This is a genomic window from Massilia pseudoviolaceinigra, assembly GCF_030846505.1.
GTDB lineage: Bacteria > Pseudomonadota > Gammaproteobacteria > Burkholderiales > Burkholderiaceae_D > Telluria_A > Telluria_A violaceinigra.
In genome coordinates, this window is record NZ_JAVCWL010000015.1 from 154905 (window position 1) to 175531 (window position 20627).

18 protein-coding genes and 6 tRNA genes are annotated in these 20627 nt (G+C 63.6%); 17 read left to right on the plus strand and 7 right to left on the minus strand.

The annotated features are described in order from the left end of the window. The first annotated feature begins 243 nt into the window (after positions 1 to 243). The 8 genes from RBA40_RS16595 (at position 244) to RBA40_RS16630 (ending at position 7880) form a co-directional block, all read left to right on the plus strand. A complete protein-coding gene (locus RBA40_RS16595; protein WP_306648909.1) occupies positions 244 to 1044 on the plus strand; it encodes a S1 family peptidase in 801 nt (266 codons plus the stop codon). Between the two features lie 131 nt (positions 1045 to 1175). Then, the gene (locus tag RBA40_RS16600; RefSeq protein ID WP_306648930.1) at positions 1176 to 1784 is read left to right on the plus strand and encodes an XrtA/PEP-CTERM system exopolysaccharide export protein; all 609 of its coding nucleotides are present in this window, start codon (positions 1176 to 1178) and stop codon (positions 1782 to 1784) included. Positions 1785 to 2050: 266 nt separating this feature from the next. Further along, positions 2051 to 2704, plus strand: coding sequence for a hypothetical protein (locus RBA40_RS16605; RefSeq protein ID WP_306648910.1), 654 nt, complete (start codon positions 2051 to 2053; stop codon positions 2702 to 2704). Positions 2705 to 2747: 43 nt separating this feature from the next. Continuing rightward, on the plus strand, positions 2748 to 3017 hold the full coding sequence (locus RBA40_RS16610) for an HPr-rel-A system PqqD family peptide chaperone (protein ID WP_306648911.1): 270 nt from the start codon (positions 2748 to 2750) through the stop codon (positions 3015 to 3017). Then, entirely contained in the window at positions 3014 to 3928 is a 915-nt protein-coding gene (locus tag RBA40_RS16615) for an HprK-related kinase A (RefSeq protein ID WP_306648912.1), read from the plus strand. Before RBA40_RS16610 ends, RBA40_RS16615 begins: the two co-directional genes overlap by 4 nt. Further along, on the plus strand, positions 3928 to 5058 hold the full coding sequence (locus RBA40_RS16620) for a nucleotidyltransferase domain-containing protein (protein ID WP_306648931.1): 1131 nt from the start codon (positions 3928 to 3930) through the stop codon (positions 5056 to 5058). Before RBA40_RS16615 ends, RBA40_RS16620 begins: the two co-directional genes overlap by 1 nt. A 157-nt stretch (positions 5059 to 5215) precedes the next feature. After that, positions 5216 to 6160 carry an EDSAP-1 family PEP-CTERM protein gene (locus tag RBA40_RS16625; protein ID WP_306648913.1) on the plus strand — a complete coding sequence of 315 codons (945 nt, stop codon included), beginning with the start codon at positions 5216 to 5218 and terminating at the stop codon, positions 6158 to 6160. A 121-nt stretch (positions 6161 to 6281) separates the two neighbouring features. Then, positions 6282 to 7880, plus strand: coding sequence for an FAD-binding oxidoreductase (locus RBA40_RS16630; protein WP_306648914.1), 1599 nt, complete (start codon positions 6282 to 6284; stop codon positions 7878 to 7880). Here the strand turns inward: RBA40_RS16630 and RBA40_RS16635 are convergent. The 6 genes from RBA40_RS16635 to RBA40_RS16660 all read right to left on the minus strand — a co-directional run bounded on the left by RBA40_RS16635 (position 7867) and on the right by RBA40_RS16660 (position 16213). Further along, on the minus strand, positions 7867 to 8622 hold the full coding sequence (locus RBA40_RS16635) for an N-acyl amino acid synthase FeeM domain-containing protein (RefSeq protein WP_306648915.1): 756 nt from the start codon (positions 8620 to 8622) through the stop codon (positions 7867 to 7869). The two genes, RBA40_RS16630 and RBA40_RS16635, sit on opposite strands and share 14 nt — an antisense overlap. Positions 8623 to 8712: 90 nt before the next feature. Next, entirely contained in the window at positions 8713 to 11481 is a 2769-nt protein-coding gene (prsT, locus tag RBA40_RS16640; protein ID WP_306648917.1) for an XrtA/PEP-CTERM system TPR-repeat protein PrsT, read from the minus strand. A 108-nt stretch (positions 11482 to 11589) separates the two neighbouring features. Further along, the gene (locus RBA40_RS16645) at positions 11590 to 12168 is read right to left on the minus strand and encodes an N-acyl amino acid synthase FeeM domain-containing protein (protein ID WP_306648919.1); all 579 of its coding nucleotides are present in this window, start codon (positions 12166 to 12168) and stop codon (positions 11590 to 11592) included. 481 nt (positions 12169 to 12649) lie between these two features. Further along, positions 12650 to 15418: an XrtA/PEP-CTERM system TPR-repeat protein PrsT gene (gene prsT, locus RBA40_RS16650; RefSeq protein ID WP_306648920.1), complete on the minus strand. Its 2769-nt coding sequence runs from the start codon at positions 15416 to 15418 to the stop codon at positions 12650 to 12652. A gap of 217 nt (positions 15419 to 15635) precedes the next feature. Continuing rightward, positions 15636 to 16022 (minus strand): PIN domain-containing protein, encoded by a 387-nt coding sequence (locus tag RBA40_RS16655; protein ID WP_306648921.1) that lies wholly within the window; start codon positions 16020 to 16022, stop codon positions 15636 to 15638. Then, positions 16016 to 16213, minus strand: coding sequence for a hypothetical protein (locus RBA40_RS16660; protein WP_306648922.1), 198 nt, complete (start codon positions 16211 to 16213; stop codon positions 16016 to 16018). The genes RBA40_RS16655 and RBA40_RS16660 overlap by 7 nt, the downstream gene beginning before the upstream one ends. 378 nt (positions 16214 to 16591) lie before the next feature. Here RBA40_RS16660 and RBA40_RS16665 point away from each other — a divergent pair, with 378 nt between their 5' ends. Then, entirely contained in the window at positions 16592 to 18436 is a 1845-nt protein-coding gene (locus RBA40_RS16665; protein WP_306648923.1) for a pre-peptidase C-terminal domain-containing protein, read from the plus strand. 30 nt (positions 18437 to 18466) lie between these two features. Here the strand turns inward: RBA40_RS16665 and RBA40_RS16670 are convergent, their stop codons facing one another. Beyond that, on the minus strand, positions 18467 to 18655 hold the full coding sequence (locus RBA40_RS16670; RefSeq protein ID WP_054265574.1) for a helix-turn-helix domain-containing protein: 189 nt from the start codon (positions 18653 to 18655) through the stop codon (positions 18467 to 18469). A gap of 79 nt (positions 18656 to 18734) precedes the next feature. On the opposite strand from RBA40_RS16670, the gene RBA40_RS16675 reads away from it, so the two are divergent. The 8 genes from RBA40_RS16675 to RBA40_RS16710 all read left to right on the plus strand — a co-directional run. After that, the gene (locus RBA40_RS16675; protein WP_306648924.1) at positions 18735 to 19226 is read left to right on the plus strand and encodes a hypothetical protein; all 492 of its coding nucleotides are present in this window, start codon (positions 18735 to 18737) and stop codon (positions 19224 to 19226) included. Positions 19227 to 19488: 262 nt separating this feature from the next. Next, a tRNA-OTHER gene (locus tag RBA40_RS16680) sits at positions 19489 to 19562 on the plus strand. Between the two features lie 85 nt (positions 19563 to 19647). Further along, positions 19648 to 19732 (plus strand) — tRNA-Tyr (locus tag RBA40_RS16685). A 39-nt stretch (positions 19733 to 19771) separates the two neighbouring features. After that, positions 19772 to 19862 (plus strand) — tRNA-Asn (locus tag RBA40_RS16690). A 120-nt stretch (positions 19863 to 19982) separates the two neighbouring features. Beyond that, positions 19983 to 20058 (plus strand) — tRNA-His (locus RBA40_RS16695). A gap of 5 nt (positions 20059 to 20063) precedes the next feature. Continuing rightward, a tRNA-Arg gene (locus RBA40_RS16700) sits at positions 20064 to 20137 on the plus strand. 163 nt (positions 20138 to 20300) lie between these two features. Beyond that, positions 20301 to 20386 (plus strand) — tRNA-Leu (locus tag RBA40_RS16705). Positions 20387 to 20443: 57 nt separating this feature from the next. Further along, positions 20444 to 20627 (plus strand): hypothetical protein (locus tag RBA40_RS16710; RefSeq protein ID WP_306648925.1); only part of this gene is annotated, 184 nt, incomplete at its 3' end.

Here is a 20627-nt window from a genome sequence, read left to right on the forward strand (position 1 = left end):
GATAGTAAATTCGCTAACGAAAGTATGCATTCAACAATTGTTTACGGCACCACTCGTGTATTCCATGACAAGTCGACTAATCCTGTTGCCCCTCGCAAAGAGTTTCGCACATCGCCCCGTAAAAAAGGAGGAAAACCGTGCCCGCAAAGCTGAATTTACAACAGTGGCGAAGTGACCATGGTGGCGTGCTTTGCGCGAATGAAACTAGTTGTTGCGCGCTCGCCAATCGGGTACTGTCGGCGCATGGCTACTTCCCCTCTTTTGTACCTCTGCAAGACCCTCGCGGCGGCGACCGGGTGGTCGCTGCTGCTGAATATTCCGGCCGGGGCCGCCAGCTTCGGCCAAGTGATCCAGTCGGTCAAGCCCTCCGTGGTTGGAATCGGCACTTATCAGCCCACCCGCAGTCCGGCGATCGTGTTCGTGGCCACCGGTTTCGTCACCGGCGACGGCCTGAGCGTGGTCACCAATGCGCACGGCATTCCCGAGACGCTCGACAGCGAGCGCAATGAAACGCTCGGCATCGTCATCGCGCGCGGCGACAAGGTCGATTTCCGGCCGGCCAAGCTGGCCGCGCTCGACCGCCTGCACGACCTGGCCCACTTGCGCCTGGCGGGAGCGCCCATGCCGGCCCTGCGCCTGGGCGACGGCGCCGGTATCGAGGAAGGCCAGGCGCTGGCGTTTACCGGTTTCCCGCTCGGCATGGTGCTCGGCTTGCATCCGGTGACCCACCGCGCCATGCTGTCGGCCATCACCCCGCTGGTGATGCCCTCGGTCAGTTCGCGCAAGCTCGATGCGCGGGCGATCACGCAACTGGCGCGCGCACCCTCCCCCATCTACCAGCTCGACGGCACGGCCTATCCCGGCAACAGTGGCAGCCCGGTCTACGATCCCGAGACCGGCCATGTGCTGGCGGTGCTCAATATGGTGTTCGTCAAGGGCTTGAAGGAAAATGCGATCACCAACCCGAGCGGGATCAGTTATGCGATCCCGGTCAGCCATGTACGCGCCCTGTTACAACAAACAACACCGCCAGGACAAAAATAGCGCCTGTCCTTTCGCTTGAAAAACTTCATGCTAAAATAGAAACTGTTGTAATTAAAATTGCATTACAGTACTTCAATACCGGCGCCGTCCGCATAAAGGAAAATCAGGTGAACACGTTCAAATCGCATACGATGAAATGGCTAGCCGGCAGCGCACTGGCGCTGACCGCCCTGTTGCTGGGCGGCTGCGCTTCCCCGGTCTCGACCGTGGTACCCGATCCGCTGCCGGCCACCGCCCATGAATACCTGATCGGCCCGGGCGACAGCGTCAACATCGTGGTGTGGCGCAATCCGGAAGTGTCGACCTCGGTGCCGGTGCGTCCGGACGGCAAGATCACCACCCCGCTGGTGGAAGACTTGCAGGCCAGCGGAAAAACCTCGACCACCCTGGCGCGCGATATCGAAAAAGCGCTGGAAAAGTACATCCAGCAACCGGTGGTGACGGTGATCGTGACCAGTTTCGTCGGCAATTACAGCGAACAGATCCGCGTGATCGGCCAGGCGGCCCGTCCGCAAGCACTGGCTTACCGGCGCGACATGTCGCTGATGGATGTGCTGATCGCGGTCGGCGGCGTCACGGAGTTTGCCTCGGGCAACAAAGCCATCGTCATCCGCAAGGTCGACGGCAAGTCGGAAAAGCTGGCCGTGCGCTTGAACGACCTGATCAAGCAGGGCGATATTTCGGCGAATATCTACATGCGGCCGGGCGACGTGCTGGTGATTCCGGAAAGCTTCTTTTAAGCGCGCTTCCACGCCTTCTTCCAAAGCTGGTCGACAACGGGCCCAAGTCGTGGAATACTTGCGCAAAAGACAGGATGTCGGGTTTTTTTACAGGCCGGGCCGCTCAATGGCCGGGCCATAGGTACGCTCTGCCGCCAAGCCTTTGATCTAGATCAGATTTTTATGGCGCGATGCGTCATTGGTACGAAAATTGCATAGATTGCTCCGTATCGTGCACGCCTGACTGGGCATCGCCTGACGATGCCTTTCAATTCGAGGAAACTGACGTGACTATCAATCAGCAACAGGACCGCCCCAGCGGCGAACCAGCCCAGCCGCAAGCGGGCTTGTCAGCGTCGGGCAATGCGCGGCGCCGCTTCACGCGCGCCGGCGTGGGCGTGTCCGGGGTCCTGATGACCTTGGCCAGCCAGCCCGGCATGGCCGCCACCACCTGCGCATCCCCGTCCGGCTCGCTGTCGAACGGCCTGCAATCGAGCCACCGGCCCGACAATCCCCTGACCTGCGGCGGCAATTCGCCGGGCTTTTACGCCAACAATCCGGCGGGCTGGCCATCGACGCCGACGTCCACGCGCCACTTCAAGGATATCTTCCCGGTCAACCCCGGCCAGGCCGCGCTGGGCGAGCTGGCCCTGGTCGACGTGCTCAAGACCAATGGCAAGAGAAACGGCGGCAACAGCGGCAAGGGCCCGTTCAAGAGCGAAGACCTCGATCCGCACAATGTGGCCAGCCATGTGGTCGCCGCCTACCTGAACATCCAGACCAAGCGCTCGACCGTGCTGACCGAAACGCAGTTGCGCAACATCTGGCGCGAATACCAGAGTACCGGTGGCGGCAAGCTGGGCTATTACGCACCGACGGCCGGCATCAAATGGTATGGCGACGACATCGTCGCTTACCTGAAAACCACCTTCCATCAGTAGCCTGCACGGCGATGGCGCCTTGCGCGCCCGCCTTTCCGACCTCATGCCGCACGCTCTTTCCTGGCACGTCCTTCCCGGCCAATCCCTGCGGTACCACAGCTGGGACCAGGAAGCGGTCCTGTTTAACGACCTCAGCGGCGACACCCATCTGCTCGACGCCGACGCGCTGGCGGTGCTGCTGGCCGTGAAGGGCGGTGCGGCCGACCTGGGCGCCCTGCGCCTGGCCCTCGATGCCGGGGACGAGGCCGAACCCGCGCTCCTGGCATTGCTCGAGCAGCTGGCGGGCATTTCCCTGATCGCCGCGCATCCATGACGACCCTGAGCGCGCTCAGCCGCGCCGAACTGGGCCGCCGCCTGCGCGACGGCAGCATCGACCTGCAGACCGGCGCCTTCGTCACCCGCGTGCACAGCCCGTTTGCCAGCGTGGCCGATGGCTTGCACCTGCTGTACGGCGACTATCCCCTGCTGGAAAACAATGGCTTTGCCGACTTCCATGTCGACGTCGCGCCGCCGCCATCGCTGCGGCGCTGGTACAAGCCGCTGGCGCGCTTCGTCTACGATGGCATGGTGCCCTTCCTGCCGCTGCCGGCCGCGCAAGCGTTTCCCATGTTCGAATGGGGCATGAACTGGTGCGTGTCGAGCCGCGCCCACGGCTACCTGATCTTGCACGCGGCCGTGGTCGAAAAGCATGGGCGCGCCGCCATCCTGCCGGCCCCGCCCGGCTCCGGCAAGAGCACCCTGTGCGCGGCCCTGGTCAGCCGCGGCTGGCGCCTGCTGTCGGACGAACTGGCGCTGGTGCGGCCCGACGACGGTTTGCTGGCACCGCTGCCGCGCCCGATCAGCCTGAAAAACGCCTCGATCGAGGTGATGCGGCACTACCAGCCGGATGCCGTGATCAGCCGCCCCGTACCCGACACCACCAAGGGCACGGTGGCGCACCTGAAGGCGCCGGCCGACAGCATCGTCCGCGCGGGGGAACTGGCGCGCCCGGGCTGGATCGTGTTTCCGAAATATGCGGCGGGGGCGGCCACCACGCTGCTGGAGGTGCCGGCCGCGCGCGCCTTCATGCGCGTGGCCGAGAACGGCTTTAACTACAGCGTGCTGGGTGCGCGCGGCTTCGCCACCCTGGGCGCTCTGGTCGGGCAGTCGCGCTGCATCGATTTCACCTACAGTGCGCTGGACGAGGCGGTCGCCGTGTTCGAGCAGCTCGCGGGCACGCCGTGATGCCCACCGAAGGGCAAGCCGGCCGCGTTCCCGCGAGCGCCGTACCGCTGCTGCTGCAACTGCTGCGCCAGCCCGCGCGCGGCGCCACCCTGACACTGGCCGAGTGGGACTTGCTGCTGCGCCAGGCCGCCAGCGCGCGCCTGGAAGCGAGCCTGCACGGCTTGCTGGACGAACACGGCGCGGCCGGCGCGATTCCTCCCCAGGCCAGGCGCCACCTCGACTGGGCCGGGGTGCATGCCGAACGCCACGCGAACGCGGTGCGCTTCGAAGTGGCGCAGATCGGCGCGGCGCTGGCTGCCACCGGCGTGCCGCTGATCCTGCTCAAGGGCGGCGCCTACGCCATGGCGCGCCTGGCGGCGGCGCGCGGACGGCTGTTTTCCGACATCGATATCCTGGTGCCCAAGGCCCAGCTGGCCCAGGTCGAAGCGGCGCTGATGCTGCACGGCTGGACCACGGTGGCGCAGGATGCCTACGACCAGCGCTATTACCGCACCTGGATGCACGAATTGCCGCCGATGAAGCATGCGCGGCGCGCCAGCGTAATCGATGTGCACCACGCGATCCTGCCGGAAACGGCGCGCCTGCGGCCCGACCCGGCCAGGCTGCGCGCCGCCGCCGTGGCCCTGGCGCCGGAAGGGAAAGCCGTACCGGGTCAGGCGCCAGTGCAGGTGCTGGCTCCGGCCGACATGGTGCTGCACAGCGCCGTACACCTGTTCTACGACGGCGAATTCGACCACGGCCTGCGCGACCTGCTCGACCTGCACCGCCTGCTCATGGGCCTGGGCGCCACGCCCGGATTCTGGGAAACGCTGCCGGCGCGCGCCGCCGAACTGGAACTGGGCCGTCCCCTGTTCTATGCCCTGCGCTACTGTGCGCGTCTGCTGCACACGCCGGTGCCGGAATCGGCCCTGGCCGCCGCGCGCCCGGCCGGACCCGGCGCGCCGCTGCTGGCCCTGATGGACAGCCTGTTCCTGCGCGCCCTGCTGCCGAACCACCCCAGCTGCGGCGACCGCTGGAGCGCCGGCGCGCGCTTTTTGCTGTATATCCGTGGAAACTGGCTGCGCATGCCACCGATATTATTAGCAAGACATCTGTTTCATAAGGCTTTTATTTCTCCACGTAAAGATTGATGCGCGTTCGATATGTCGGTTTTCCTTACACCCCCTCATGCAGCGGCCATAAAATAGTTGTTAAGTCTTTGATTTAAAACAAAGATCATTATCTGGCACGAGTCCTGCTTACACAGAGGCACGTAGGAACAACAAACATAATCCGGGAGAAGTACATATGAAACTGACAAAATACCTCGCTGCAGCAGCCGTTTCCGCAGCGTTCGTCGTCGCCCCAGTATCGGCAGCGACCATGGGCATGGCCGACCTGGCCATCACCGGCCTGATCATCCTGAACGCGAACAACGCGCCAGTGACCAACGGCATCGTGATCCAGAACGAAAACCGCACCGGTACCGCGAATTCGAACTTCAACAATGCGCAAGGTACCGGCGCCGGCCTGGGCAACATTTTCAGCACCACCATCGGTGGCACGGTCGACGTCAAGAACCGTTGCGCGGGTCCTTCCTGCGCTGCTATGCCAGCAGGTAACTACCCGGGCGGCATGGAAAACAACTTCACGGCCCACATTCCTGCACCGAACGGCAACTACGCCATGGGTGACATGTACATCGCCGGCACCGCGCTGGGCGTGACGGGCGCCAACGGCCTGACCCGTGCCGATTCGTCCGTGATGTCGCCAGGTAACGCCGGCAGCGCGAACGCGACCATCGCCAACTCCGCGACCGCGGTGACCACCTTCACGGCCGGCAATACACTGCAAGCGAAATTCGCGCTCGGCTACAACGCCTATCTGGCCGCGTTCGTCAATGCGATCAATGGCGTGAGCGGTTCCTCGCTGGGCACGATCAGCTGGACGCTGTCGCTGCAGGAAGTGATCGGCAATGTATCGACCACGATCATGAACTGGAGCCCGGCCGAGATCAACGACGGCGTGACCTCGAGCGACATTTCGCAAAACTCGATCAAGGAAAGCTCGGGCACGATCCTGTCGAACCTGGTGACCCTGACCGGCGGCCGTACCTACAAGCTGACCATCAACCAGGCATCGAACTCGATCGCTTCGGAAGTTGTTGCCGTGCCTGAACCAGGCAGCATGGTCCTGATCGGCCTGGGCCTGCTGGCCCTGGGTGCCGCTTCGCGCCGCAAGGCTGCCAAGTAAGACCGATGCGCGCGCCGGGCTGGCCAGGCCGGTGCGCGCAGTGTGTCGATGAACGACCCGGGCGCGTCAAGCGCCCGGGTCGTTTGCATTTCGGCAGGTGCTTTTAAGCGATAATAGAACCATGGCCTACACCCAGAGCGAGCACCCGAGCAATAACATCACCGGCCGCGCGACCGATGTGCGCGGCCAGGTGCGCCCGGCCAGCGTGCGCGCCGTGATCAAGCTGGTGCGCGCTGCGCGCGAAAACGGCACGCCCCTGTATCCGTTCTCGACGGGCCTCAATTTCGGTTACGGCGGCAAGTCGCCGACCATGGCCGGCAGCCTGCTGGTCGACCTCGGCGCGCTCAACTCGATCCGCATGACGGTCGACAAGCGCAACGGCCGGGTGCTGCCGGTGGCCGTGATCGGGCCGGGCGTCACGCAGGGCGCGCTATACGACTTCCTCGAAGAGCACCACCCGAACCTGACCTTCAACGTCACCGGTTCGGCGCGCGCCACCAGCATCATCGGCAATGCGCTCGACCGCGGGGTCGGCTATTTCGGACCGCGCAAGGAAGACCTGTTCGGGCTGGCCGTGGTGTGCGGCAACGGCAAGCTGCTGCGCACCGGGTTCCGGCGCCTGAAGCGCTCGCCGCTGGGCACCAGCAATCCTTACGGGCTGGGGCCGATGCTCGACGGGCTTTTCTTCCAGAGTAATTTCGGCATCGTCGTCAGCGCCTGCTTTCGCCTCGTGCCCAAGCGTCCCAGGCAGGTGGCGCTGTCGCTGTCGCTGCGGCGCGAAGAGGATTTGCCGGCCTTTATCGACGAACTGGCCAATTGCAAGCGCGAAGGCTTGATCGAATCGGTCACCCACATCGCCAACCGCGCGCGCACCCACGCCACCCTGGCCTACGGGGTGACGCGCTACCTGGAACAGGAATGCGCGTACACGCCCGAGCGCGCCTTTGGCGAAGCGGAAAGCGTGATGGACCTGATCGCCCCGGGCGAATGGGCCAGCCTGGGCGCCATCACGGGGACCCGCGCCCAGGTCAAGGCCAACCTGGCCGAGATCCGCAAACGCATGAAGGGCCTGGCGCAGGTGCGCCCGATCACCCACCAGCTGCTCGACACCGCCTATGCGGTGGCGCACAAGCTGCGCTTCATTCCGGTCGCGCGCGCGAACGCGGCCGCGATCTCGGCCATCCGCCCCCTGCACACGCTGGCGCTGGGAGTGCCGACCGACGCGGCGATCGATAATTTACTGTGGAAATTCGGGCGCACCGACCTGAACGCGGCCCAGCTCGACCAGTCGAACTGCGGTTTGCTGTTCATTAACCCGGCGCTGCCGCTGGACGGGGCCTTCGTGGCCAAGTTCATCGATGAAATGAAAAAGACGGCGGCGCGCCATTATCACGACACCCTGTACATCACCATCAATATCGAAACCCCGACCTCGCTGGTGGCGGTGATCAACCTGCTGTTCGACCGCAGCAACCTGGAAGGGGTCAAGCGCGCCCATTTCTGCGCCGACCGCATGCTCGACAAGATCCACGCGATGGGACTGGAAGTGTACCGGGCGCGCGCCGACATGATGGCCGCCATCGTGCGGCGCGACCCGCACTACTGGGCCCTCATCCATTCGCTCAAGACCCGGCTCGACCCGGACGGCATCATCGCGCCGGGGCGCTACGATGCCCAGCCGGCCGCGCCAAGTCCCAGGCCGCCTCCTAGCCGAGCTTGATCAGGCGGTTGGCGATGCCCTCTTCCTCGCGCGGCGAGAAAAAATACGGATACAGCGAGCGTTCGGTGCCGGGATTGCTGCTGGTGCCGCCCAGGAGCGCGATCTGCTGCGCCATGTGCTCGACGCTGAGCCACATCAGGTAAGCGGGCGCATCGACCCGGGTATTGTGGCGCAGCTCGGCCTGGTCGACGAAACCGAGCATGGTCTGGTAAAAGCGCCGGTGGCGCGGATTGACTTCGATCAGCACGTCGGTGCGGCCGTGAATGTGGCGCGCGTAGATGAACAGGGTGTGGAACAGGGCCGCCAGCGCCGCCTTGGATTTGACCTGGGGGTCGAACGCCAGCTTGGTGATTTCGCACAGGCGCGCGCCGCGCGCGCGGAAGGCGTCGACATGGTCGCGGAAAATCTCGTCGGCCAGGATGCCGCGCTCGGAATCGAGCCCCAGGGTCACGGTGCCGATCAGGCTACCCTTGTCGGAGGCCGACAGGGTGATGCGGTTGGGGTCGCGTTCCATGCGCGCCACGTTGTAGCCGCGCGTGGCGTACATTTTACTGATCAACAGGCTGGCCGAATTGCGCCCCTGGTCGGTATCGGCCAGGCGGATCCCGAAGGTACGGTCGTTGTCGGTGAAGCTGCCGATCAGCCGGCCGTGATCCTCCTCCTCGCCCCGCACCAGGTAAGACGACTCAAGATGGGCCTGCTCCTGGCCCATCGCTTCCACTGCATCGTGCCCTGCATTCATGTGAAAACTCCCTGTGGCGCGGCGCCGGCCCGGCACATGGTGCCGCCGAAAAAGGCGCCCGGTGGGCTGCGACTCGCCGTCGTGCCCGCTTTATAATTTTTTCAGCAAGCCCCGCGCCTCCTCCAATTGCGGAAATTGCTTGTGCTTCTCCAACAATACTTCCAGTTCCTTGCGCGCCGCCTCCTTCTCCTTGGCCAAGATCAGCGCACGGGCCAGGTGCAGGCGGATCTCGGGCACGCCCGGCAGGCGGGCGCTGGCGTCGCGCAGCAGCGGCAAGCCGCGCGCCAGGTCGCCTTGTTGCACCAGCAGCCAGCCCAGGGTATCCATCACCGCCGCGCTGCCGGGCAGCGCCTTGAAGGCCAGTTCGGCGGTCGGCAGGGCACGCGCATCGCCCGCCAGTTCGTAGGCCACCGCCAGATTGTTCAGCGCGCTCGGATAGCCAGGCGACTTCTTCAGTATGGCTTCAAATTCCGTTATTGCTAATTGATATTTTTTATTGGAAATATACTGCTCTCCAAGGTAACCCGGCACCTTGACGTCATCCGGGTGGGCGGCACGCCATTGTTGCACCCGTGCATCGGCTTCCTTGGCCTTGCCGCCGATGCGAAGCGCTTCATACAGCTTGATCAAGAGCTCAGCATTGTTGCCCAAAGCAAACGCTTTATCGTACAAGGGGATGGCGGCGCCGATTTTGTTCTGCACCAACAGCACGTCGGCTTCGGCCACATAACCGACCGGCAGTTTCGGATGCCGCTTCTGCATGGCGCGCGCCACGCCGAGCGCATCGTTGAACTGTTGCTGGCGCAGGTGGGCGCTGGCCAGCGCCAGCTGGGCGTCGAGATAATCGGGCTGCAGCACCAGGGCGCGCTTGAGCGAGGCGCTGGCCGAGGGCAGGTTGTTCATGGCGGCGTGGGCCGAGCCGAGGCGGAAATGGGCTTCGGCCGACTGCGGCGCGGCCACTGTCAGCTTGGTGAAGGTTTCCATGGCGCTGCCATTGTCGCCGGTGGCGACCTGCAGCTGGCCGAGCTGGTCGAGCACGGCCGGGTTGTCGGGATTGGCCACCAGCAGCTTGCGCATCAGGATCAAGGCTTTGTCGGCGGCGCCCATGCGCACGTAGTGGCCGGCCAGCACGATGGCCGGACCGACCGCGGCCGGGTCGACCGCATTGGCACGTTCGAGCAGGGTGCCGGCTTCGGCCAGGCGGCGCTGGGCCACCGCCATGGCGCCGAGCGCGGTGAGCGCTTCGACGTTGTTGGGATACTTGGCCACAAAGGCTTCGTAGCGCTGGCGCGTGGCGTCCAGGTTCTTGGCCTGCATGTCCATGCGCGCCAGGTTGTCGACCGCCGGAAAGAAATCGGGATGCAGGGCGAGCGCCTTTTCAAAGGCGGCGCGGGCCGCGGCCAGGTCTTTCTTGCCCAGCAGCGCCAATCCCTTGAGGTTCTGGATCATCGGGTCGTTCGGGGTGCGCGCTTCGAGCGGCGCCAGCGCGGCGAGCGCCTTGTCGAACTGGTTCAGGCGCAGCGCCGTCATGGCCAGGGTGGTGCCGGCGTGGCTGGTGGTCTGGTCGAGGGTGCTGGCCAGTTCCAGTTCGCTCAGGGCGCGCGCTTGCTCGCCCTGTTCGAGCTTGCTCAAGCCCAGGGCGGTGCGCAGCTGCGCCTTTTTCGGCTCGAGCGCGCTGGCGCGCTCGAGCAGCTCGGTGGCCTTGCCGAACTCGCGGTGATCCGTATACGCCTTGCCGGCAATGGCCAGCAGCTGGGCATCCTGGGAGGCGCCCACGACCGGCGCGAGGACCGCGATGGCGCCCTTGGGGTCGCCGGCGGCAATGCGGGTCGAGGCCAGCAGCTTGCGCGCGTAGTCGCTCTCGGGATGGGCTTCGTGGTATTTTTTGAGGTGCTGCTCGGCCTGCGGCAGCGATTTGAGGGTGAACTGCACGGCGCCGGCCAGCAGCACCGAGGGCATGTGGTCGGGCGCCACGCGCAGCACTTGCTGCAGCGAGTCGAGGGCGGCCGCGTGCTTGCCCTGGGTGAAGGCGAGCATGGCGCTGGCGTAGCTGACCATCAGGTTCTTCGGCGCATTTTTCTTGGCGGCGGCCAGCGACACGGCCGCCTCGTCATAGCGCCGTTCGGCGATGAACAGGTAAGCTTTCTGCAGGTGGCCCGAAGCGCTGTTGGGGTCGAGCGCCAGCACCTGGTCGTAGGCAGCCAGGGCGGCTGCCGGATTACCCGCAACGCGCTCGTAGTCGCCCTTGAACAGCCAGCTCTGGATATCCTTGGGGTTTTTCGTCACGGCCAGTTCGACATAGCGGGCGGCGCCAACCTTGTCTTCATTGGCCAGGGCGACGTTGGCCAGGCCCATCAGCGCGACCGGGTAGCCGGGATCGAGCTTGAGGGCGCGCTCGAACGCTTCGGCCGCCTCGGCCCGCTTGCCGAGCTGGTAGAACGCGGCGCCGCGCTGGCTGACCACCTTGACGTCGGCCGTATAGGCATTGTCGGCGGTGGCGTCGATGACTTTCTGGAATTGTCCCTGGAGCAGTTGCGCAAGCAGCAGCTCGGGCAAGGTGCGTTGCGGCGCCATGCCCAGCTCCATGGCCTTGCGCACTTCCTTTTCGGCCGAGACGGCGTCGCCGAGCTTGTTATAGGTTTCGCCCAGCGTCAGGCGCGCCTCGGGGTCGGTGGGATTTTGGGCGACCGCGTTCTTGAGCTGGATCAGGGCCGACACATGGTCGCCCTTCTGCTGGAACTGTTTGGCCTCGGCCAGCAGGGCTGCCGGCGTTTCGGTTTTGCCGCACCCGCTTAATGCACCGAGCATAATGGCGGTGGCGAGGGCGGCGGCGGCCAGGGAATGCGCTTGCGTTGACATGACGATCCTGTTGTTACAGGCGGTGGCGTGGTCACGCTTCCCGCCGATTGCGTGAATGAAGCGCCGCGGGCATGCCGGTAAGCCGGTGCCGCTTCGCCGGACCGGCGTCTAGCCGATCGACAGCAGGCGGTCGGCGATGCCGGCTTCCTCGCGCTTCGAGAAAAAATACGGGTAGAGCGAGCGTTCGGTACCCGCATCGTCGTGCACGCCGCCGAGGCGCTCGATCTCGGCGCCCATGAAATCGAGGCTGAGCCAGAGCAGATGGGCAGGTGCGTCAACGCGCGGATTGATCCTCACCCCGCTCTGGGTGCGAAAACCGAGCATGTGCTCATAATAGCGCCGGTGGCGCGGATTGATCTCGATAAATGCATCCGTGCACCGGTAAATATGGTGCGCATAGATGTACAGGATATGAAACAGCGAGCCGAGCGCGAACTTGGAGCGGACGGTGGGGTCGAACGCCAGTTTGCTGATCTCGCACACCTTGGCGCCGCGCGCGCGGAAGGCGTCGATATGGTCCTTGAAGACCTCGTCGGCCAGGATGCCGACCGGGGAGTCGACGCCGAGTGTGACTGTGCCGATGACTTCGCCCTGGTCGAAGGCCGACAGGGTGATCTGGTTGGGATTATCCTCAAGCCGATGAGTACCGGCATAACCGCGCCAGGCATACATCTTATTGATGAGCATGCTAGCGCGGTTACGCCCTTCTTCGGTATCGGCAACGCGGATCCCGAAGCTTCTTGTATTGATCGTCATTTCGGAGATGTTATCAGAATAATCTTCGACAAAAACGCAATGACTACCCAGGTTGCCAGCATCGGGCGCGGGAAAATTGAAACGAGTTGTTTCAACCATATTGGGAAACTGATCCATCGACTATGATCCCGAAGATATTGTCCAAGCTGCGAATTCAGTAACATATTGCTAACTGAGCTATCCTAACATCGCCGGCAACATGCAGGGAGACAATTAAACTTTTTCTTCGCAAATATGCAACAGCCATGTGACCATCATCGCGATGGATGCGATTGATGCAGTCTGGAATCTTCTTGCGGAATTTATTTCTCTCAAAACAACAAAAACCGTCATTCCCGCGCAGGCGGGAATGACGGTTTTCAAGGTGTGGCCCACAGGTCTCCCGGAGGACTGCGAGCCGCGCCGTAACCCCTTACAGCGTCTTGGCCAGCGCCTTGGCCTCCTCCATCTGCGCGAAGTTCTTGCTGGCCAGTACCCGCTCCAGTTCGCGTTTGGCACCGGCCTTGTCGCCCGTTTTCGCCAGTCCGGCCGCCAGGTGGAAGCGGATGTCGGCCGCTTCCGGCGCCAGCGCGACCGCCTTTTGCAGCAGGGTCAGGCCGCGCTTGGCGTCGCCCTGCTCGACCAGCATCCAGCCCAGGGTATCGGTCACGGCCGCGCTGCTGCCGCCCAGCTCGAACGCCTTTTCGGCGGTTTTCAGCGCGCGCGGATCTTTTTCCTGCTGGTAAGCCCAGGCCAGGTTGTTCAGCGCCGCGACATTCGCCGGCGCCTCCTTGAGCACCCCTTCAAGCCCGGCGATGGCTGCCTTGTAGCGCTTGTTGGAAAGGTCGTTCTCGGCCACATACAGCGCCAGCGCCACGTCATTCGGGTGCTCGGCCACCGCCTTGGCCAGGCGCGCATCGGCTTCCTTGCCTTTGCCGGACTGGCGCATGGCCGCATGCAGCTTGATCAGGTTGGCGCTCGACGGCGCCAGCGCGAACGCTTTCTCGAACGAGGCCACCGCTTGCGCCGCCTTGCCCTGCCCCATCGTCAGGTTGCCTTCCACCTGGTAGCCGAGCGCTTCCTTCGGACGCTGCTTCTGGATCTGGCGCGCAATCGCCAGCGCATCGTCGACCTTGCCGGCGCGCGCGGCCAGCTCGGCCTGGGCCACCTGGGCATCGACAAAGTCGGGCTGCAGCGCCAGCGCCTTTTTCAAGTCCTCGGCGGTGGCGTTCAGGTTCTTCATCTGCGCGTGCACGGTCGCCAGGCGGAAATGCGCCATCGCCGATTTCGGCGCGGCGCCGGCCAGCTTGCCGTAGGTATCGAGCGCGCCCGGCAGGTCGTCATTGGCGATCTGCGCCTGGCCCAGCAGGTCGAGCAAATCGAGGTTTTTCGGATTGGCGACCTGGAACTTGCGCGCCAGGGTCAGCGCCTTTTGCTTCTGGCCGATCGCCAGGTAGTGCGCGCCCAGGGTGCGGGCCGGGCCGACCGCTTCCGGATTTTCGCTGCTGGCTTTTTCCAGCCACTGGTTCGCTTCATCGTTGCGCCCTTGTGCCAGGGCCAGCTTGGTCAGGGCGTAATAGGCTTCGACATTCTTCTTGTCCTTTTCCAGGAAACTGACCAGCTGCTGTTTCGCCAGGTCCGGCTTTTTCTCGCGCAGGGCCAGTTGCGCCAGGTTGGCGGCGGCCGGGAAATAGTCGGCCTTGAGCGAGAGTGCCTTGTCGAAGCTGGCGCGGGCGTTGACCATGTCGTTCATGCCCAGGTACACGCCGCCCTTGAGGTTGTGCACCATCGGGTCGGCCGGCTGGGTCGCTTCGAGCGCCTTGGCCGCGGCCAGCGCCTTGTCGTAGCGCTTCATGCGCAGTTCGGTCATCACCAGCAGCACCGCCGCCTTGGGCGACTTGGTGTCGAGCTTGGTCGACTGTTCGAGTTCGCTGACGGCGCGCGCATTGTCGCCGGTGGCCAGCTTGCCCAGCGCCAGCGAGGTGCGCAGCCCGGCCGCGTTCGGCGCCAGGGTGCTGGCCTGCTCGAAATAGGCGGTGGCCTTGCCGTAGTCGCGCGCCTGCATGTAGGCCTCGCCGGCCAGCGCCAGCAATTGCACGTCATCCTTGCCGGACTCGAGCATCGGCGTGAGCTGGGTCAGCGCTTCGGTGGTCTGGCCCATTTTCAGCAGGGTGCTCACCATCAGCTTGCGCGCATAGCGGTGCTCGGGCATGGCGGCCAGGTATTTGCGCAGGTGCTGTTCGGCTTGCGGCATCGAGCCGAGCGCATGCTCGACCGCGCCGGCCATCAGCACGCTCGGCATGTGCTCGGGCGCCACGCGCAGGATCTTTTGCAGCGCATCCTTGGCGGCCGCGTGCTTGCCCTGGGTGAAGTCGAGCAGCGCCTGGGCGTAGGCCACCATCAGCGCGTTGGGGGTGAGCTTGCGGGCCGCTTCGAGGTCGGCCCTGGCGGCATCGAACTTGCCTTCCGCGATTTCGACGAAGGCGCGCTCGACGTGGGCCGAGCGGTGGTTCGGCTTGAGCTTCAAGACCTGGTCGTAGGCGGCCAGGGCCGGTGCAGCCTTGGCCTGGGCGCGCAGCATGTCGCCCTTGAACATCCAGGCGGTCGCGTCGTTCGGGTTGCTGGCGACGACCTCGTCGGCCAGACGGTTCGCTTCCTCCAGGTCCTTGCGCGCCAGGGCTTGGCGGGCCGATCCGATCAGCGCGGACACATGGCCCGGTTTCGCCACCAGAGCCTGGGCATACAATTCCCTGGCCTGGTCGGCGCGGCCGAGGCCGGCGTTGGCGTCGGCGCGCAGGGCCAGCATGTCGGCGTCGCTGCCCGCATCGGCGGCCAGGTCGAGCACTTTCTGGTATTGCTGCTGCTGCATCAGGGCATTCGCCAGCGCGGGGACGACCTTGTCCTTGGGCACGCCCAGCTCCAGGGCCTTGCGCAATTCCTTTTCGGCCGAGACGGCGTCGCCTGTGTCGATATACAACAGGCCCAGGGTCAGGCGCGCGTCGGCGTCCGCCGGGTTTTTCACCAGCGCATTTTTCAGCTGGATCACGGCCGCCTTGCTGTCACCCTTCTGGATGAACTGTTTGGCGTCGGCCAGCAGCGACGCCGACGTTTCGGTCTTGCCGCAACCGCCGACGGCGCCCAGCAGTAATAGTGCGGACACCACGGCGGCGCCGGCGTGGGTCTTGGTTCTGGTAACTGACATGACTTCCCTATCGTTTGCAACGTGAAATGATTGGCTGGATGACCGTGCGCCGGCCTGCTGGCCGGTCTGGGACGTTCTAATATTCTATATCGATTTCTCGGGAGAACGAGAAGAATAGCGCCCCGCCGGCGGCCGCTGTGGCGCCCCGAGGGGTGCCCGAAGCGGGGGGCCGGACATTGCTCCGATGGGGCCGCAGCGCGGGCCCCGAGGGGTGCGCCTAGGCGTCGTCGCCGGGAGCGAGGATGTAGGGTACCAGGACTGTGTCGCCGGGCACGAAATCGCGGGTGTCGCGCGTGATCAGCACGCGTCCGGACAGGTTGGCGGTGGCCTGGATCACGGCGTCCGGCAGGCGCATGGCATGCGCCTCGCGCACGCGCGACGCTTCCAATGCCACCCGGTGGTCGATCGGCACCAGCTCGAACTGGCCCAGGAAGGCTTCGACCAGCAGGCGCTCGTCCTCGTCTTCGTCGACGCCTTCCATGATTTCCATCCACGTCACCACGCTGATGGCCTTGTCAACATAGTGATCGCAGGCCAGTTCCGCTTCCGGGATGCCGTTCAGATAGTCGATCAGGATGTTGGTATCGAACAGCGCTTTTACCATTCGTCGCGCAACCTGTGCTGGTAGCGCACGCCATCTTCGGGAATGCGCTTTTTCCAGATGCCGAACGCGCTCGGTTGCGGCGCCTGGGGCCGCTCGGCAACCGCGCTCGCCGCGCGCACGCCCTTGCCTGTTTCATCGGCAATGACACCTGGAACATGGGTTACCGCGACGTCGTTCGGATTGCGGCCCATGTTGCGCCTCGAAAGTTGTTCAATGTTAAGTAGTGTATATCATCGTTTGCCAGTCGTCAGCTGGCACCCAAGGAAACCAGGCTACCCACTGCGCATGAAAACAAACGGAAATACAGCCCATCTACCGAATAAGCACGGAAGTAACTACGTTTTTATGCCGTAATAGCCGGAAATTTGAGTATTTACATCAAGAAGATTTGGCCACAAAGAGTGAAAGGAGCCAGACTCGGCCATGAAGAAAATGTGCCGATTGGATACATACATACTCTTGCTCATATGGTAACGTTCTGCCGTCGGAATTGATAGCTCGCCGACAACTTCACCGTCTGCCTGGGCGGGAAGCAAAGATCGATAAAAAACGATGAATCCGGAGACTGAATGAAATCCAAGCAAACCCTGTTCCTGCTCATGGCCGCAGCCTTCGCTGCCGGCGCCACCGCCCAAACCGATAGCGCCAGCGCACAACGGGAACGCCCCGCGCCCGGCATGGAGATCGGCAGCGTCGACGCGGTGTTGAGCGGTTTTGCCGCACAACACGCCAACGGCCGCAGCATGCAAGTGCAATCGATGCGCGGCAATACCGTGGCCGCCCATATCCGCGACTACGCCAACAAGAATGGCGTGGTGTCGATCACTGGTACCGCGGTCGACACGCCCGATTCGGTGTTCGTGCTCAAAGGGAACAAAAGGGCCGTGTACGGCTACCTGCTCAAGTACGACACGCGCAAGGCCTACGAATACACCACCGACAGCGCCGGCAAGGTATGGCTGACGGAAGTGCCGATCACCAAGATCGTGCCCGACTTCGATCCGGAGTTCCGCGACAAACGCAGCGCGGCCATGCTGGCGATGGCGGTCTCGCATCCGGTCTACAGCCCGATGGCGTTGCGCCAGGCGCGCCACATCGGCCCGTACCAGAATGAAGACGTGACGCAGCTGCAGAGCAAACCGGGCAGCCCTTACGTGTTTTACCTCAACATCACGGCGGTCATGAACGGCAGCACGCCCCTGAACGGCGTGACCAAGGAAAACATGTACCGCGCCTGGCAATCGATCGCCGACCAGTATTCGATGCTCAACCTGAACGTGACCACCAGCCGCGCCGTGTACGACGCCGCGCGCACCACCAACTTGCTGCGCACCGGCATCATCAACTTCATCAACCAGGATGGCCGCTCGTTCGCGCCGCTGCGCTCCTTCGGCACCACCGCCGCCGGCACGCTGTACCGCAATCCATCGTCCGGGTTCGACTATGGCTACGGCATCGGCATGACCGGCGCCCACGAAGTCGGGCACCAGATGGGCATGAACCACGACCGCGGCGGCAGCGGCGGCGAGTATTTCGAGGGCATCGCCGCCTACCAGTGGGGGCCGATCATGGGCAACTACTGGATGGGCGGCGGCTGGGCCAACCAGCTGTTCACGTGGAGCCGCGGCGAGTACACGACGGCCAGCAATTTCGAGGATGACCTGCGCATCATGACCGTGGACGAGGCGGTGCCGTACATGGCCGACGATATCCCGAGCACGCGCGCGCTCACGCTGGGCACGGGCGGCGCCATCGATCCGACCCGCAACTTCGGCCAGATCGAACGCAACACCGATACCGATACCTTCACCTTCACCACCACCGGCACCACCACCCTGAACCTGCGCATCGACCCGCTCGAATACCTGCGCATGCTCGATGTCGACGCCAGCATTCTCAACGCGGCGGGCGCGGTGGTGTCGCGCAGCAACCTGGGCGTCAACCGTTCGGCCCAGTTCACCAACCTGTCGCTGCCGGCCGGCAGCTACCGCCTGGTGGTGCGCGGCGGCGCCGAGGGTACCCCGGCCAACGGCTTCTCGAACTACTCGTCGCTGGGGCACTACGCGATGAAGGGGACGCTGGCGGGCGCGGGCGGCGGCTATCCGGTGCTGGGCAACGGCGTGGCCCTGACCGGCCAGGGCGCGGCCGCAGGCAGCTGGCAGTACTACACGATTGACGTTCCGGCGGGCAAAACCCAGGTCGCGTTCGCCCTCAACGGCGCCAATGGCGACGCCGACATGTTCGTCAAACTGAGCGGCACCCCGACCACGGCCAGCTACAACTGCAAGTCGGACGGGCCAAGCAGCGTTGAAAACTGCTCCATCAATGCGCCAGCGGCGGGCCGCTACTACGTGGGCGTGTATGCCTACTCGGCCTACAACACGCTGAGCGTCAAGGCGACCTACGCGCCGTAAGCCAAGGCAAGGACGGCAGCGGCAATCGCCCTAGCCGTCCTTGAACAGCGCCGATACCGGACAGTCGAACAGGCTGGCCAGTCCCTCGAGCAGATCGATGCTCAGGGACTTGGTGCTGTTGTTGACCACGCGCGTGAGCTGGGAATGGGAAATCTCCACGCCCATGGCCGTCAGGCGTTTCCACAGCTCTGTGACGAAACGGATGTCGTGTTCAGCCATCAAAACCTGGACCCGCAGGACGGCTTTGCGCTGTGGCCCCTGAAGGGGCGTGGATAGGGGGGATGGTTTTAGTGTTTGCATGGGTTCGCCGTACCTCACTACGACAGGCGTCATCATACTCTTTTGCCGCTCACCCCGTTTTCATCTGTTGCAAAAAAACCCAAGCAGCGCCATTTATTTGCATCTGATGCAAATTATTTTCGATATTTGCTTGCTTTCCGATTTTGTGCATGTCAGAATGCATTCACTGGCTCAGCAAGAGCACCAACCGCAGCAACGACCACAGGGATTTACCGTGAAAACAACGACGCAACAACAGATGACGACGCAGCGCCCAGCGCGCGGCCTGTCGCTGCTTGCCAGCAGTCTGTTGGCGTCGTTGCAAGTTGCTGTTCTGGCCGCCCTGCAAGGCGCCGGCGCCGCCGGGCTCAAGGGTTACCGTACCCTCGCCGCCGCGCTTGATGCACGCCGTCCTTTGCCAGCGCCGTACTACCATCAACATCACCAGTGGCCCGCATTTTGCGGCGTGAATTGGGAACATACGAACAACATCCGAGGGGGCAACCCCTAGCCGCGGAGGCTCACCCCTCCCCGGCTGACCGGCAGGTCAAGCTCAAGGGCTCGGATGTTCCGCAAGGACTCCGGGCCCTTTTTGTTTTGGCCGGAGGTTTAACCGCAGTACCGCAACACGCAGTCAAGCCCTTTCAGTTTGAGGCCGTCCCCGGACAACCCGGACCAGACGCAGGTTCTTTCACAATTTGGACAGGTATTAAACGGTTCCGCCTGTATCGGTATCGCACCCTCACGTGCGATACCAGTGCGGGTGGAACGGTGCGGGAATAGCTCAATCGCAGAGCGCAACCTTGACGGGTTGAGGCCGGAAGTTCGAATCTTCCATCCCGCGCCATTCCACAAAGCGCTTTCAGACAGCGCATGGCCCTGCCAGGGGCGAGTCACGCCGAGAGGCTTTGTGGAATGGCCGATCAAGCCTTGGGTGACGAGCAGCATTGGCGACTGCAGCGGACTGTAACTCCGCCGTCTCCGACATACGGGGTTCGAATCCCTGGTCACCCACCATCATTCATGCGCCGGTTTCAGGCGGCGCGTATTCCTTTTTCCCCGATACGCTAACTGGTAAGCGGACGCACTGTTAATGCGTTGGAGGCCCGACAGGGTTATGCAGGTTCGAGTCCTGCTTGGGGAGCCAGTTTCAATTGTGGATTAGCTCAGCTGGTAGAGCACTTGACTTTGACTCAAGTTGTCGCAGGTTCGACTCCTGCATCCACTGCCAGTTTGCCGCGTATGACCGCGCGGTTCTTTTTCAATGGTGACGTTAGCTCAGTTGGCAGAGCTTTGGATTGTGATTCCAAGGGCCACCGGTTCGAACCCGGTACGCCACCCCATTATTCTCACCTTATCAGACGTAAGAGCGCAACGCTACGAACGTCGAGGTCGCAGGTTCGTTCCCTGCAGGTGGGTCCATTCAAGGCACGTGTCGCCCGCACGTGGCATTCCCATAGTTCCCGGATAGGGTTCGTGGCGAACACCGTGTGCGGGTTCCGGATATCAGCCCGGCACGCGCAAGCCGTGGTTCGCTCCGAAAGTTTGACGCGCACTACCCCGGCAGGCAACCGGGACCTGCACCGCGCTCGTGGTGGAAATGGCAGACACACCAGACTTAAAATCTGGCGCCGCAAGGCATTGGGGGTTCGACGCCCCCTGAGCGCACCAATTAACTGCCCGCCGCGGGTCTTATACTGGACCGATTCATCAATCAGATCGGTAATCATGAAAAAGACCGCTGTAAAGCAAGCATCCCTGAAAAGCCTGACCGGCACCGCCCTGCAAGCATGGGAAAGCGGTGCGAGCTTGAAAGCCATCAGCGCACTCCAACTGCTCGGTTCGCCCGATACCTTGGCGATGATGCGGCGATTCTCTACCAGCAAGAACCCGCACAAACGCGCGTTGGCGA